A 14611-nucleotide genomic window follows, 5' to 3' on the forward strand; every position below is an offset into this window, starting at 1 on the left:
GGCGCCACGGCACGGACAACACAAAGGGGCCGACCCGGAGAATCAACCTCCGGACCGGCCCCCACGCATGTGCCAGGCCGCTTGTCCTGGACCGCGTATCAGTCCTCGTACGCATCCAGCGGCGGGCAGGAGCAGACCAGGTTCCGGTCGCCGTACGCCTGGTCGATGCGGCGCACCGGCGGCCAGTACTTGTCCGCGGCCGAGACACCGGCCGGGAAGACGGCCTCCTCGCGGCTGTACGCGTGCTCCCAGTCACCGCCGAGCGCGGCAGCGGTGTGCGGCGCGTTGCGCAGCGGGTTGTCGTCCGCGGCCCACTCGCCGTTCCCGACCTTCTCGATCTCCCGGCGGATGGCGATCATCGCCTCGCAGAACCGGTCGATCTCGACGATGTCCTCGCTCTCCGTCGGCTCGATCATCAGCGTCCCCGCGACCGGGAACGACATGGTCGGCGCGTGGAAGCCGTAGTCGATGAGGCGCTTGGCGATGTCGTCGACGCTGACGCCGGTCTCCTTGGAGAGCGGCCGCAGATCGATGATGCACTCGTGCGCGACGAGGTCGCCGGGGCCGGTGTAGAGCACCGGGAAGTGCGGCTCGAGCCGCTTGGCGATGTAGTTCGCCGACAGAACGGCGACCTGGGTGGCGCGCTTGAGCCCCTCGCCGCCCATGAGGCGTACGTACGCCCAGGAGATCGGCAGGATCCCGGCCGAGCCCCACGGCGCTGCGGAGATCGGTCCGACACCGGTCTCGGGACCGGCCGCGGGCTGCAGCGGGTGGTTGGGCAGGTACGGCGCGAGGTGCTCGCGGACACCGACCGGGCCGACGCCGGGGCCACCGCCGCCGTGCGGGATGCAGAAGGTCTTGTGCAGGTTCAGGTGCGAGACGTCGCCGCCGAAGTGGCCCGGCTTGGCCAGGCCCACCAGGGCGTTGAGGTTGGCGCCGTCGACGTAGACCTGGCCGCCGGCCTCGTGCACCTCGGCGCAGATGTCGGCGACGTGCTCCTCGAAAACACCGTGCGTCGAGGGGTACGTGATCATCAGCACGGACAGCTCGTCGCGGTGCTTCTCGATCTTGGCACGCAGATCGGCGACATCGATCTCGCCGTCGTCGGCGGTCTTCACGACAACGACCTTCATGCCGGCCATCACGGCGCTCGCGGCGTTGGTGCCGTGCGCGGAGGACGGGATGAGGCAGACGGTGCGCTGCTCGTCGCCGTTGGCACGGTGGTAGCCGCGTACGGCGAGCAGACCCGCCAGCTCGCCCTGCGACCCGGCGTTGGGCTGCAGCGAGACCTTGTCGTACCCGGTGACCTCGGCGAGCCGCTCCTCCAGCTCACGGATGAGCGTGAGGTAGCCCTGCACCTGCTGGGCGGGCGCGAAGGGGTGCAGCTGGCCGAACTCGGGCCAGGTGACCGGCTCCATCTCGGTGGTCGCGTTGAGCTTCATGGTGCAGGAGCCCAGCGGGATCATGCCGCGGTCGAGCGCGTAGTCGCGGTCGGCCAGCTTGCGCAGGTAGCGCAGCATCGCGGTCTCGGAGCGGTACTGGTGGAAGACCGGGTGCGTGAGGTAGTCGTCGGAGCGCAGCAGCCCGGCGGGCAGGGTGTCCTCGCTGGCCGCGTCGAGCGCCTCGACGTCGGCCTCGACCCCGAAGGCACTCCATACGGCGGCCAGTTGCTTGCGCGTGGTGGTCTCGTCGCAGGCGAGGGAGACGTGGTCGGCGTCGACGAGGTGGATGTTCACGCCGCCTTCGCGGGCGGCGGTCACGAGCTCCTCGGCCTTGCCCTCGACGCGCACGGTCAGCGTGTCGAAGTACGCGCCGTGGACGACCTCGACGCCGCCGGCGGTGAGCCCCGCGGCGAGCAGCGTCGCGTAGCGGTGGGTGCGCCGCGCGATGGACTTGAGCCCCTCGGGCCCGTGGTAGACGGCGTACATACCGGCCATGACGGCGAGCAGTACCTGGGCCGTACAGATGTTGCTGGTCGCCTTCTCGCGGCGGATGTGCTGCTCACGGGTCTGCAGCGCGAGGCGGTAGGCCTTGTTGCCGTCGGCGTCGACGGAGACGCCGACGAGCCGCCCGGGCAGGCTGCGGGCGAACTTCTCGCGGACCGCCATGTAGCCGGCGTGCGGACCGCCGAAGCCCATCGGGACGCCGAAGCGCTGGGTGGTGCCGACGGCGATGTCGGCGCCGAGCTCGCCGGGCGAGGTGAGCAGGGTGAGCGCGAGCAGATCGGCGGCGACGGTGACCACGGCACCGATCTCGTGCGCCTGGTCGACGACGGGCTTGATGTCGCGTACGACACCGGAGGCGCCCGGGTACTGGATCAGTACGCCCACGACGCCGCGCTCGGCGACCTCGGCGGGGATGCCGTCGCTCAGGTCGGCGACGACGATCTCGACGCCGGTGGGCTCGGCACGGGTCTGGATGACGGCAATGGTCTGCGGCAGCGCATCGGCATCAACAACGAAAACCCCGTCCTTGACCTTGCTCATGCGCCGCGAAAGGGCCATGGCCTCGGCGGCGGCGGTCCCCTCGTCGAGCAGCGAGGCACCGGAGGTGGGCAGCCCGGTCAGCTCGGCGACGACGGTCTGGAAATTGAGCAGGGCCTCGAGCCGCCCCTGGGAGATCTCGGGCTGGTACGGCGTGTAGGCGGTGTACCAGGCAGGGTTCTCCATGACATTGCGCAGGATGACGGGCGGCGTGAAGGTCCCGTAGTACCCGAGCCCGATCATGGAATCGAGCACCTGATTGCGATCGGCGAGGGAGCGCAGCTCCGCGAGCACCTCGGCCTCGGTGCGCGCTCCGGGCAGGTTCAGCGCTTCGGCGTTCTTGATCACATCCGGCACCGCGGCGGCGGTCAGCTCGTCGAGCGAGCCGTACCCGACCTGGGCGAGCATTTTGGCCCGCGCTTCCGCATCGGGCCCGATGTGCCGCTGCTCGAAGGGGATGCCCTGCTCGAGCTCGGAGAGCGGGATGCGATGGGTGGTGGTCATTGCGGAGGCCTCCTGGTCTGCACGACCTGCGAGGGGTACCACGGCGCGGGTACCCGGACGGCCTCCCCCTCTGTCATCTCAACCTGAGAGCTTCACAGGCCCGCCCAGTCCTGGACAGATCTGCTTTCACCGTCGGTGAGGAAGGGTCCCGAACGTGCCCGCCCGACGCCCGCCCTGCTTTCCAGAGTGACCTCGTCCGTGCGGTACAGGTGCCTGAGAGATTCCGGGGAGGATTTGCTCCTTCGGCGCCTCCGAGAACCAGGTTCCGGAGAGCTCTCCCGCACGGGGTCGACAGCCACCGCCAGCCTACCAGCGAGGACCGCGCCCGATCCCTCGAGTGGCCGCCTGCCCCGATGTGCTCTTTCGTAGTGATTACGAGCGAATAAGGATGAGTTACGCGCCATTTCGACAAACTGCGACCAGTTGGAGGGCCCGTGCAGACCGACATCGATCCGCGCAACCTGATCGGCCGCAAGGCGTTCGACCGGAACGGGGCCAAGATCGGCACGATCGACGAGGTCTACCTCGACGATGCCACCGGCGCCCCGGAGTGGGCCGCGATACGCACGGGCCTGTTCAGCCGCGACGCCTTCGTCCCCCTGGAACCCAGCGAGGTCACGACGGAGGGCACCCTGCGCATCCCCTTCGAACGCTCCTTGATCAAGGACGCCCCCGACTTCGGAGTAGGCCGCCACCTCTCCCCCGAACAAGAACTCCAGCTCTACCACCACTACGGCCTGGACATCACCCCTCCCCCACCCCCGGACAAAGACTTCGGCAACATCGCAGGCGAGGACACCCTCTAACCCAGGCCCCACACCCACCCTCCGCCGCCCCCAGCCACTCCCCACATCCCCAGGCCACGGCCGTCACGGACAGACCTCCCACACAACTCCCCCACCCCCTAGCCCGCCACCCTCGCTGCGGACCGCCGCTCCACACAGCTCCCCACCCCACCCCGCCGCCCTCGCTGCGGCCAGCCCACTCCGCACGGCTCTCCCCCACCCCCTAGGCCCCCGCACTCACCCGCGGGCAACCGTTCCGCACAGCTCCCCCCACCCCCTAGGCCCCCGCCCTCGTTGTGGGACGCCGCTCCGCACAGCTCCCCCCACCCCCTAGCCCGCCGCCCTCGTTGCGGAACGCCGCTCCGCACGGCTCTCCCAACCCCCAGGCCCCCGCCCTCACTGTGGGCAACCGTTCAGCACAGCTCCCCCCCACCCCCTAGGCCCCGCCCTCGTTGTGGGCAGGCGTTCCGCACGGCGGAACGGGTGGGCACAACGCACAGCGCCGAGCGCCGACGAAAGCGGCAGCACGCACACGCCGACCGCAGGTCACCCCAAGCCACAGCCCAGCCGACCGCAGGTCACCCCAAACCCCGGCCCAGCCGACCGCAGGTCACCCCAAACCGACCAACGGCAACGGATCCGCCGCCTCCAACTCCGCATCATCGACCCGAAACGTCCGCACCCGCCCCGGCGCAGACCCCGGCGTCTCGAACCGCACAGTCACCCGCCCAAGCCCGCTCCCCTGCACCCACCCATGCCCGAACCGCGCATGCCGAACATCGTGCCCCGCAGCAAACCGCCGCTCCCCAAGCGGCACCTCCTCGACAACCCCGGCCTCCTCCACGACGGCCTCCGCCACCTCCACCCCCGAGGAAGCCTCCCGCTCAAGGCCCCCGGCCAGAGCCTGCGCCTGCGCCTGCGCGAACAAATCCTCCTGCGTGTAATCCGCAAGCCCCGTAACCCCCACCCCCAGCAACCGCACCCCACCCGTAGTGTCCACAGACTCCAGCAGCCGAGCAGCGGCCTCCCGCACGACCCCCGCATCATCCGTAGGCCCCCGCAACGTCTCCGACCGCGTAAGCGTCGAAAAATCGAACCGCCGCACCTTCAGCACGATCGTCCGCCCCGAATGCCCCGCCCCCCGCAACCGCTCCACACACCGATCCGCGAGCCGAGCCACCTCCCCCCGAACCCGCACCCGGTCATGGATGTCCACGTCGTACGTGTCCTCGACGCTCACCGACTTCGTGTCCCGCTCGGCCACCACAGGCCGCTCGTCCCGCGCCAGCGCCATCGCGTACAGCGCACCCCCATGCGCCTTCCCCAGGAGCCGTACGAGCTCGTCCTCGCCCGCCTCGGCGATCTCCTCCACCGTGGTGATCCCGGCCCGCCGCAGATGGTCCCCCGTGGCCGGCCCGACCCCCGGCAGCGTCCGCACCGTCATCGGCCCCAGCAACGCCCGCTCGGTCCCCGGCACTATCAGCCGCAGCCCGTCCGGCTTGGCCTCCTCCGAGGCGATCTTGGCCAGCATCTTGGACGCGGCGAGCCCCACCGACCCGGTGAGCCCGGTGACCGCCTTGATGTCCGACCGCAGCCGCTCCCCCACCGCCCGCGCCGACGCCTCGTCGTCCGCGACGCCGCCCGCCTCCAGATCCACGAAGGCCTCGTCCAGACTGAGCGGCTCCACCAGCGGCGACAGCTCACGCAGCAGCGTCATCACCTGCTCGCTGATGTCCCGGTAGAGCCCGAAGCGCGGAACCAGATACGCCGCGTTTGGCGCCAGCCGCCGCGCCTGCCCCATGGGCATCGCCGAATGCACCCCGAACGCCCGCGCCTCGTACGACGCCGTGGCCACCACACCCCGCGGCCCGAGCCCGCCCACGACCACGGCCTTCCCGCGCAGGCTCGGCTTCGCGGCCTGCTCGGCAGACGCGTAGAAGGCATCCATGTCCAGATGCAGGATCGTCGGCGCGGTTCTCACACCCCTGATGCTGCCCTACGCCACTGACAACGGACCGGAAGCACCACACCGGCCCCAGTGCCCACAGCCGCCCCGGAACGCCTCACACAGCCCGATTACGCCGCCGCGCCAGCTCATCCGCCGGGTTCTGCCGCAGCAGCGTCTCCCCCGTGTCGACCCGCTCCCCGTGCAACTGCGAGAGCGCCGCCTCCACGTCCCGCCACACGACCCCCACGGCGATCCCGAAGACCCCCTGGCCGCCCTGGAGCAGATCGTGGACCTCGTCGGGCGACGTGCACTCGTAGACGGTCGCACCGTCGCTCATGAGAGTCATCCGCTCCAGATCCCGGAACCCGCGGTCCCGCAGATGCTGGACCGTGGTCCGGATGTTCTGCAGGGACACCCCGGTGTCCAGGAACCGCTTCACGACCTTGAGGACGACGACGTCCCGGAAGCTGTAGAGGCGCTGCGTCCCCGACCCGCCCGCGGCCCGCACACTCGGCTCGACGAGCCCCGTACGGGCCCAGTAGTCGAGCTGGCGGTACGTGATCCCGGCGGCCGCGCACGCGGTCGGCCCCCGGTAGCCGATCTGTTCCTGTTCGGTCTGTCCGGACGTCCCGTCCCCGCTCCCCTGAACCGCCACCGGCCGCTTCGGAGAGTGATCGGCCGAGCTGCCGTGAAGCGGATACGGTCCGCCCATCGCCGTACCGTCGCCGCTGCTTCTCACGCCGACCTCCGTCCTTGACCTGCCTTCTCGACGGTAGGCAGTCACCAGGGGCTCGTCAACGATCGCCACACTCGGCACGCCGAGTGATAATCACCCTGAGAGTGGTTTGCCGTACCTCACCGCCGGGAAAGGCTAGCCGAATGGCCCGCGGGGACCCTCCGGAGCCGTCGTTTCACTGGCTGTTGGTGCCGAAGTCCTCGGGCGAGATCTGGTCGAGGAACTCGCGGAACTTCTCCACCTCGTCCTCCTGCTCGTCCGGAATCGCGATGCCGGCGTCGTCGAGGACACCGTCGCTGCCGTAGATCGGCGTTCCGGTCCGCAGGGCGAGCGCTATGGCATCGGACGGCCTCGCGCTCACCTCGACTCCACTGGCGAAGACCAGCTCCGCGTAGAAGACCCCCTCACGGAGGTCCGTGATGCGCACCTCGGTGAGCTCCTGACCCACCGCCTCCAGCACGTCCTTGAACAGGTCGTGGGTCAGCGGCCGCGCGGGCGCCATCCCCTGCTGTGCGAAGGCGATCGCGGTCGCCTCCCCTGGTCCGATCCAGATGGGGAGGTACCGATCGCCTCCCACTTCACGCAGGAGCACGATCGGTTGGTTGGAGGGCATTTCGACCCGGACACCTACGACGTCGAGCTCGTTCACACAGCAACCCTAGGACGTGCCCGGCAGGTTTGGGTAGTCGGGCACCCCCTGAGTCAGGGCAGCCGCACCCCGAGAGCGGTCTGCAGGAGCGCCGAATGCAGCTTTCCCGTGAGCCCCGCCAGCTCCTTCGTGCGGGCTTCCGCATGCGCCCTGGTCTGCGGATTGCGGTGCCTGCGCAGCGGCGCCACGACCTGCTCGACCAGACCGGCCTCGCGGTCGGCGGCGGCCTTCATGGCGCGCAGATGACGTGGCTCGATCCCGAACCTGCCGAGTTCGACCACGAGCGCGGCGACCGTCACGGCCTCGGCGTCGTAACCACCTTCCGGCAGCGGCGCGATGAGTCCGTACGTCTCCCACTCCTCGAGCTGCTCCGCCCCGATCTCGGCGGCGGCGAGCAGCTCGGCCCTGCCCACACGGGCAGCGGTGGGCCCATCGGCCTCAGCGGGCTCCCAGGCATCCCCGGGCTCCCTCGGCTGCCCCAGGGACGGCAGCTGGACCCGCTCGCCGCGCTCCAGGGCGTCAAGGTGGCCCCTGATGACCTTGAGCGGCAGATAGTGGTCCCGCTGCATCCGCAGGACGTGACCGAGCCGCTCGACGTCCTCAGGGCTGAATTTCCGGTACCCGGACGGCGTGCGCTCCGGCTCGATGAGCCCTTCCGACTCCAGGAAGCGGATCTTGGAGATCGTGACCTCGGGAAACTCGTCACGCAGCGCGTTCAGCACAGCGCCGATGCTCATCAGCCGACGGTCCTCGGCGGCGGTGCCGTTCCCGGCACCGCCCCTCGGTGTTTGAAGCATGGACCTTCCTGACGGATCAGATACGGGTCAGATGCCGACGCCCCGCTGGCTCGCGTAGAAGACCAGCCGGTACTTGCCGATCTGCACCTCGTCGCCGTTCGACAGCGCGACGGAGTCGATGCGCTCCCGGTTGACGTACGTGCCGTTGAGGCTGCCCACGTCCGCGACGGTGAAGGAACCGTCCTGGACGCGACGGAACTCCACGTGACGGCGTGACACGGTCACGTCGTCGAGGAAGATGTCGCTCTGCGGGTGACGCCCCGCCGTGGTCAGCTCGCCGTCCAGCAGGAAGCGGCTGCCCGAGTTCGGCCCGCGGCGAACGACGAGGAGCGCCGAACCGAGCGGCAACGCGTCGACGGCGGCCTGGGCCTCCGGCGAGAGGGCGGGCGACGCGGTCTGGCCCGTCACCTCCGCGTCATAGGCCTCGAGGCCCGAGATGGAGATCGTCGAGGTCGTCTCGGACGCGCGCTCCGGCGCGGCCCCGGCCCGCAGCGGCGCACCGCAGTTGGAGCAGAACCGGCTCGCCTCGGCGTTGCGGTTCCCGCACCTCGTACACACCAGGGCCATGGACGGATCCTCCTGCCGCGGCTGCCCCGCGGGGGCATTGGATGCGTACGGATCGGGGGTAAACCCTCCACCCGTACTTGAGGTTGACGGTTCTCCGAAACCTATGCGGCCCGGACCGGCAGGGTCAACAGACGACGCGCCCTGTCCGCCCGAAATGTCTCCGCCCGGTCCACCGACCTGATCACGGAACATCGGGCGCTCGGCGCCCTGCCCCTCGGCATCTGACTGGCGCGGCGCACGGTGCCGGGCAGTGGCGGGATTGCCACTGTCCTCGCGCGAACGCTTGCCGAACAACTTCTCAAACAACTTCACGGGCGATTCCCCTTGACCGAAACAGACCCGCCCGTGGGGCAGGACGAACCCTGATTGCACACACCGGCGTACAGCGGCTTACCAGACATCCTCACAACGTCCGTATCCGCCAAACAGTTTCCACCACGCACCACGCTTCCAGTGCGCCGACCCCCCGCAACCTCATGCCCTCCCACAACGGCCCCCATGCGCCCCCGCCTCACTGGGAGGACGACCGAGCGTAGTCAGGCCGCTTCGCAGGTCGCAAGGCGTCCACCACGATCTTCTCCGCTCGCGCCACGGTCACGGTGGCCTGCTCCTTCTCCAGAGTCTGCACCACCCCACCGGGGATGTTCAGCGCCGGCTCCAGATCCTGCGGCTTGCCGATCACCTTGAAGCGGTAGGGCTTACCGACCTTCTGCCCGTCCACGCGGACACCCCCACCGTCCGTGTCCGAAAGATAGGTATTCGCCACCACCCGGACATCATTGATCTGGATGGCCTCGGCCCCCGCGGCGCGCAGCTCCTGAATGGCGTCGAGCAGCATGTCAGCCTCTACCGACCCCTTCTTGTCGTCGATGGTCAGCGTGATGCCAGGACCCTGCGCGGCCACGGTGCCCGCCAGAATGCCGAGTTGACGCTCCTTCTCGACCGTCTGCTTGCGGGCCTCCTCGGCCTGGTCCGAGCTGTTCTCGAGACCGGTGCGCTGATCCTCCAGACGCTGCTTCTCATCTTCCAGACGCTGTGTACGGTCATCCAGTTCATCGAGGATGCGTACAAGATCTTCCTGACGTGCCCCGCGCAGCGCGCTGCTGTCGTTGTTGGAGCGCACCTGGATGGCCAGGCCGAGCCCCAGCACGAACAGCAGCAGGGCCACGATGAGTTGCGGGCGCGTGACCCGCGGCGGCCACAGCGCCTCCCGCAGCCGCTTACGGCCCGTCAGCTGCGGCTGCTCGCCCCGCGCGCGCTCGGCGCCGTCCGCCGGCTCCACGGGCGTGCTCGGCACCTCCGCGGGCAGCTCCTTGTGCCGGTCGTCGTTCCCGGGCGTCCCGTCCGTCCCCATGGCCGTCACGCCCGGAAGACGTGTCGGCGGATGGCGGCGGCGTTCGAGAAGATCCGGATGCCGAGCACCACGACGACGCCGGTGGAGAGTTGGGCGCCGACGCCCAACTTGTCGCCCAGGAAGACGATCAGGGCGGCCACCACGACGTTCGACAGGAACGACACCACGAAGACCTTGTCGTCGAAGATCCCGTCGAGCATCGCGCGCAGGCCTCCGAACACCGCGTCGAGTGCCGCGACGACGGCGATCGGAAGATACGGCTCGACCACCGCCGGAACCTCGGGCCGGACCAACAATCCGGCCACGACTCCCACGACGAGGCCCAGTACGGCGATCACTATGTGCCCTTTCCTGCCTTCGGCTCTGCTGTACGTACGGTCACACTCGGTGCTGCCGGGATCCGGAGGCTCTCCTGGACGGAAATGCTGGTCCTGACCCCGAAGTTCTCCTGCAGAGCATGCAGATACTGACCGTCGCGACTGTTCTGGAATCTCGTGCTCAAGCGCTGCCCGTCCCCCACGGCAAGCACCGTATACGGCGGCACGAGCGGCTTGTTGTCGACCAGTATCGCGTCACCCGCGGCCCTGATCGCCGACAGTGCCGTCAGCCGCTGGTCGTTGATGGAGATCGCCTCCGCGCCCGACTGCCACAGGCCGTTGACCACCCGCTGCATGTCGCGGTCCCGCACCCGTCCGGTGTCGGAGAAACCCGCGCTCTCCCGCGGCCCGCCACCGCCCTGGTCGGCTTCCTTGGCATCGTCCACGACCAGCTTCACGCCCGGCCCCTGCACCTCGGTGGCACCGGAAAGGAGGGCCACCAACTCGCCCTGGCTGCCGCCGTGCTTCTTCAGGGCCTCACGCTGCCGCTCGCTGACGTCGTCGCGGAGCGTCTCGACGTCATCCTCGAGGCTGTCCGCGTCCGAAGTCGCCGACTCGATACGGTCGATGAGCTCGGCGCGCTCCTTGGCGACGACCGGTGCCGCTATCCGCGCCTGCGCGGCGCCCACGGTCACCACCAGGGCGGCGAGCACGAGACCGAGCGCGAGACCGAGCTTGGCGCGCAACGGACGCGGCACACCGCCGTCACCCTTCGCCCGCTTCCGGGCCGCCGCCTCCGCGTACCCCTCGTCCAGGCTGTGGTCCATGACGGTGGTGAGCAGCGACATGGAGGCGTCCGGGCGCCGGGGGCGCGAGGGGGTGCTCCGAACGGGGGGCTGCTGCGGCATGCCGCACATCGTCGCACGTCGCGGGCGTTACCTCCGAATGGCCCCACCGGCGAGCCGGACGCCACCTCTCCCGTGTGCCGTCCGGCCCCCGCGCACGGTCAGTGACCCGCGCTGTCCACCACGGCCGACCACTCGTCGAGCAGCGCCTGGGCGGACGCGTCGTCGGGCCCCTCGGCCCACAGATGAGTGACCGCCTCGGCGGGGTCGGGCAGCACGAGCACCCACCGCCCGTCGGCCTCCACGACCCGTACACCGTCGGTGGTGTCCACCGAACGCTCCCCCGCGGCCTCCACGACACGGCGCATCACAAGCCCCTTGACCGCCCAGGGAGTCGCGAGGTCCCGCCGCAGCACATGGGCCCGCGGGATCCGCGCGTCGATCTGGCTGAGCGTGAGCTGCGTCCGTGCCACCAGACCGAGGAGCCGCACGAACGCCGCCGTACCGTCGAAGACGCTGCTGAACTCGGGAATGATGAAGCCGCCGCGGCCGTCACCCCCGAAGATCGTCGACTCGTCGCGCCCGACGCGGGTCAGATCGTCCGGCGAAGTCGTCGTCCAGTCGACCTGCGTCCCGTGATACGCCGCCACCTGCTCGGCGATGCGTGTCGTCGTCACCGGCAGCGCCACGCGCCCACTGCGCCGCTCGGCGGCGACCAGGTCGAGCATGACCAGCAGCGCCCGGTCGTCCTCGACGATCCGCCCCTTCTCGTCGACGAGCGAGAGCCGCTCGCCCACCGGGTCGAAGCGCACCCCGAACGCGGCCCGCGCGGACGCCACGATCTCGCCGAGCCGCACAAGCCCGGACCTGCGCGCCTCATAGGTCTCGGTCGGACGCGACTCGTCGAGCCCCGGATTGATGGTCAACGCGTCGACACCGAGCCGCCCGAGCAGGCTCGGCAGCACAAGCCCCGCACTGCCGTTGGACGCGTCGACGACCACCTTCAGCTCCGACTCGGCCACACCCGTCGTGTCGACATTGCGCAGCAACGAGCCGGTGTACGAATCGAAGACACTCGACGGGAAGTGCAGATCCCCGATCTCACCGGGGAAGGCACGCCGGTACTCCTGACGCGCGTACACCCGGTCAAGCTTCCGCTGACTCCCCTGCGACAGATCCGCCCCACGCCCGTCGAAGAACATGATGTCGACGGAGTCCGGCACCCCGGTGGTCGTCCGGATCATGATCCCGCCGGCACTGCCGCGCGCGGTCTGCTGCCGTGCCACGGGCAGCGGGACATTCTCCAGATCGCGTACGTCGATGGCGCTGGCCTGCAGTGCCGAGATGACGGCCCGCTTCAGCGCCCGGGCGCCCCGGGAGTGGTCGCGCGCGGTGGTGACCGTGGAACCCTTCTTCAGGGTCGTCGCATACGCCCCCGCGAGCCGCACCGCCAGCTCCGGAGTGATCTCCACGTTCAGGATCCCGGACACTCCGCGCGCGCCGAAGAGATGGGCCTGGCCCCGCGACTCCCAGATGACGGACGTATTGACGAAGGCGCCGGCCTCGATCGTCTTGAACGGATAGACGCGCACATTGCCCTGGATGATCGATTCCTCACCGACCAGGCACTCGTCCCCGATGACCGCACCGTCCTCGATCCGGGCAGCCCGCATGATGTCGGTGTTCTTGCCGATCACACAGCCCCGCAGATTGCTGTGCTGCCCGATGTAGACGTTGTCGTGTACGACGGCCCGGTGCAGGAAGCCGCCGCTCTTCACCACGACGTTGGAGCCGACGACGGTGTGCTCCCGGATCTCGGCGCCGGCCTCGACCTTGGCGTAGTCACCGATGTAGAGCGGCCCGCGCAGCACGGCGTCCGGGTGCACCTCTGCGCCTTCGGCCACCCACACGCCGGGCGAGATCTCGAAGCCGTCGAGCTCGACGTCGACCTTCCGCTCCAACACGTCGGCCTGCGCCTTGACGTAGCTCTCGTGGGTGCCGACGTCTTCCCAGTACCCCTCGGCGACATACCCGTAGACCGGCTTGCCCTCCTTCATCAGCTGAGGGAAGACATCACCGGACCAGTCCACCGACACATCGGCCTCGACATAGTCGAAGACCTCGGGCTCCATCACATAGATGCCCGTATTCACCGTGTCCGAGAAGACCTGCCCCCAGGTCGGCTTCTCGAGGAAGCGCTCGACCTTTCCTTCTTCGTCCACGATGGTGATGCCGAATTCCAGCGGATTGGGCACGCGCGTCAGACAGACGGTGACAAGCGCGCCCTTTTCCTTGTGGAAGTTGATGAGCTCGGTGAGGTCGAAATCAGTGAGAGCATCACCGGAGATCACGAGGAATGCATCGTCCTTCAGCGCTTCCTCAGCGTTCTTCACACTCCCAGCAGTGCCGAGTGGCTTCTCCTCATTGGCATAGGTGAGCTCCATCCCGAGCTCTTCACCATCGCCGAAGTAATTCTTGACCAGAGAGGCCAGAAACTGCACGGTCACTACGGTCTCGGTGAGCCCATGCCGCTTGAGCAGCCGCAGCACATGCTCCATGATCGGCCTATTGGCCACGGGCAGGAGCGGCTTGGGCATGCTCGAGGTCATGGGGCGAAGGCGCGTGCCTTCGCCTCCGGCCATTACGACGGCCTTCATGTCGGAAGCGTCCTCCTCAATAGACGACGATCTAGCCGACTTAGCCCGCCCGGATAGGCCCGCATATGTCAGTCACGGACCTGCAAGCCTCTGCAACTGCCGAATCGGCAAGCTCAATCGGCCGTGGCGTCCGCCCGGACAAGTCTGCGGACCTGAACCACGTAGAGGATCCCTGCCCACCAGTACAGCGTTGTACCCCATCCGGCGAACGCCCATCCGAAAATAGCAGCGAGCGTGTTGATCCAGCCACTTCCATCGCTGAGCAGCAGTAGTGGAAAGGCGTACATCAGGTTGAAGGTGGCCGCCTTGCCGAGGAAGTTCACCTGCGGCGGCGGATAGCCGTGACGCCTGAGGATCCCGACCATCACCAGCAGAACCAGCTCGCGCAGGAGCAGCACCGCGGTCAGCCAGAGCGGAAGAATCTCCCGCCACGTGAGTCCGACCAATGTGGACAAAATATAGAGCCGGTCAGCAGCCGGGTCGAGTAGCCGCCCGAGGTTGCTGATCTGGTTCCAGCGGCGGGCCAACTTGCCGTCGAGATAGTCGCTGATGCCGCTCAGCATCAGCACCAACAGCGCCCAGTGGTCGCTCTTGGGGCCACCGAACTCCGGCCTGAGGATCAACCACAGGAAGAGGGGTACGCCGACGAGGCGCGCCATGCTGAGGATGTTCGGGATGGTGAGGACTCGGTCCGTCTGGACACGCGTCTCCTGGACCTCCACCCGGGGGCCTCCTGTGGGAAACGAGCCGATGATGCCCCCTGACCTTACCCTCAGTTGTCGGCCGGCGGTGCAGAGGGGTGGTCCGGGGCCAGAAACACAAAAAGCCGTGGTTCCCGGAATCAATTGATTCCGGGAACCACGGCTATAAGTAAAGTTCGGCGGCGTCCTACTCTCCCACAGGGTCCCCCCTGCAGTACCATCGGCGCTGTGAGGCTTAGCTTCCGGGTTCGGAATGTAACCGGGCGTT

At 68.7% G+C, this 14611-nt stretch carries 12 protein-coding genes, 1 rRNA gene and 1 riboswitch; of the genes, 1 reads left to right on the plus strand and 12 read right to left on the minus strand.

The window, feature by feature from the left end:
• Window positions 1–98 precede the first annotated feature (98 nt).
• Complete coding sequence (gene gcvP, locus ACIBKX_RS35380) at window positions 99–2987, minus strand: aminomethyl-transferring glycine dehydrogenase (RefSeq protein WP_363274885.1); 2889 nt, start codon at window positions 2985–2987, stop codon at window positions 99–101.
• Between the two features lie 191 nt (window positions 2988–3178).
• A riboswitch (glycine riboswitch) is annotated at window positions 3179–3278 on the minus strand.
• Window positions 3279–3421: 143 nt separating this feature from the next.
• Here gcvP and ACIBKX_RS35385 point away from each other — a divergent pair.
• Window positions 3422–3793 (plus strand): PRC-barrel domain-containing protein, encoded by a 372-nt coding sequence (locus ACIBKX_RS35385; protein ID WP_363274886.1) that lies wholly within the window; start codon window positions 3422–3424, stop codon window positions 3791–3793.
• A 589-nt stretch (window positions 3794–4382) separates the two neighbouring features.
• Here the strand turns inward: ACIBKX_RS35385 and ACIBKX_RS35390 are convergent.
• The 11 genes from ACIBKX_RS35390 to rrf all read right to left on the minus strand — a co-directional run.
• Window positions 4383–5753: a DNA polymerase IV gene (locus ACIBKX_RS35390; RefSeq protein WP_363274887.1), complete on the minus strand. Its 1371-nt coding sequence runs from the start codon at window positions 5751–5753 to the stop codon at window positions 4383–4385.
• Between the two features lie 82 nt (window positions 5754–5835).
• Entirely contained in the window at window positions 5836–6459 is a 624-nt protein-coding gene (locus ACIBKX_RS35395; protein WP_363274888.1) for a MerR family transcriptional regulator, read from the minus strand.
• A gap of 172 nt (window positions 6460–6631) precedes the next feature.
• The gene (locus tag ACIBKX_RS35400; protein WP_006123076.1) at window positions 6632–7105 is read right to left on the minus strand and encodes a bifunctional nuclease family protein; all 474 of its coding nucleotides are present in this window, start codon (window positions 7103–7105) and stop codon (window positions 6632–6634) included.
• Window positions 7106–7158: 53 nt separating this feature from the next.
• A complete protein-coding gene (locus ACIBKX_RS35405; protein WP_363274889.1) occupies window positions 7159–7902 on the minus strand; it encodes a MerR family transcriptional regulator in 744 nt (247 codons plus the stop codon).
• A gap of 27 nt (window positions 7903–7929) precedes the next feature.
• Window positions 7930–8469: an FHA domain-containing protein gene (locus ACIBKX_RS35410; RefSeq protein ID WP_363274890.1), complete on the minus strand. Its 540-nt coding sequence runs from the start codon at window positions 8467–8469 to the stop codon at window positions 7930–7932.
• Window positions 8470–8980: 511 nt separating this feature from the next.
• On the minus strand, window positions 8981–9823 hold the full coding sequence (locus ACIBKX_RS35415; RefSeq protein ID WP_363274904.1) for a DUF881 domain-containing protein: 843 nt from the start codon (window positions 9821–9823) through the stop codon (window positions 8981–8983).
• Between the two features lie 5 nt (window positions 9824–9828).
• On the minus strand, window positions 9829–10161 hold the full coding sequence (locus ACIBKX_RS35420) for a small basic family protein (protein ID WP_003988855.1): 333 nt from the start codon (window positions 10159–10161) through the stop codon (window positions 9829–9831).
• Window positions 10161–11057, minus strand: a complete 897-nt coding sequence (locus ACIBKX_RS35425) for a DUF881 domain-containing protein (RefSeq protein WP_363274891.1) — start codon at window positions 11055–11057, stop codon at window positions 10161–10163. The genes ACIBKX_RS35420 and ACIBKX_RS35425 overlap by 1 nt, the downstream gene beginning before the upstream one ends.
• A gap of 89 nt (window positions 11058–11146) precedes the next feature.
• Window positions 11147–13642 (minus strand): mannose-1-phosphate guanyltransferase, encoded by a 2496-nt coding sequence (locus ACIBKX_RS35430; RefSeq protein ID WP_363274892.1) that lies wholly within the window; start codon window positions 13640–13642, stop codon window positions 11147–11149.
• A gap of 113 nt (window positions 13643–13755) precedes the next feature.
• Window positions 13756–14364, minus strand: coding sequence for a CDP-alcohol phosphatidyltransferase family protein (locus ACIBKX_RS35435; protein ID WP_135335514.1), 609 nt, complete (start codon window positions 14362–14364; stop codon window positions 13756–13758).
• 153 nt (window positions 14365–14517) lie between these two features.
• A 5S ribosomal RNA gene (gene rrf / locus ACIBKX_RS35440) occupies window positions 14518–14611 on the minus strand; the annotation flags it as partial.

The organism is Streptomyces sp. NPDC050658 (genome assembly GCF_044457025.1).
Classification (GTDB): Bacteria; Actinomycetota; Actinomycetes; order Streptomycetales; family Streptomycetaceae; genus Streptomyces.

What these genes read in the sequence shown, in the direction of transcription:
- ACIBKX_RS35430 (WP_363274892.1), bottom strand. Translation starts at nt 13,642, where the DNA reads ATGAAGGCCGTCGTAATGGCCGGAGGCGAAGGCACGCGCCTTCGCCCC.
- gcvP (WP_363274885.1), bottom strand. Translation starts at nt 2,987, where the DNA reads ATGACCACCACCCATCGCATCCCGCTCTCCGAGCTCGAGCAGGGCATC.
- ACIBKX_RS35405 (WP_363274889.1), bottom strand. Translation starts at nt 7,902, where the DNA reads ATGCTTCAAACACCGAGGGGCGGTGCCGGGAACGGCACCGCCGCCGAG.
- ACIBKX_RS35410 (WP_363274890.1), bottom strand. Translation starts at nt 8,469, where the DNA reads ATGGCCCTGGTGTGTACGAGGTGCGGGAACCGCAACGCCGAGGCGAGC.
- ACIBKX_RS35415 (WP_363274904.1), bottom strand. Translation starts at nt 9,823, where the DNA reads ATGGGGACGGACGGGACGCCCGGGAACGACGACCGGCACAAGGAGCTG.
- ACIBKX_RS35425 (WP_363274891.1), bottom strand. Translation starts at nt 11,057, where the DNA reads ATGTGCGGCATGCCGCAGCAGCCCCCCGTTCGGAGCACCCCCTCGCGC.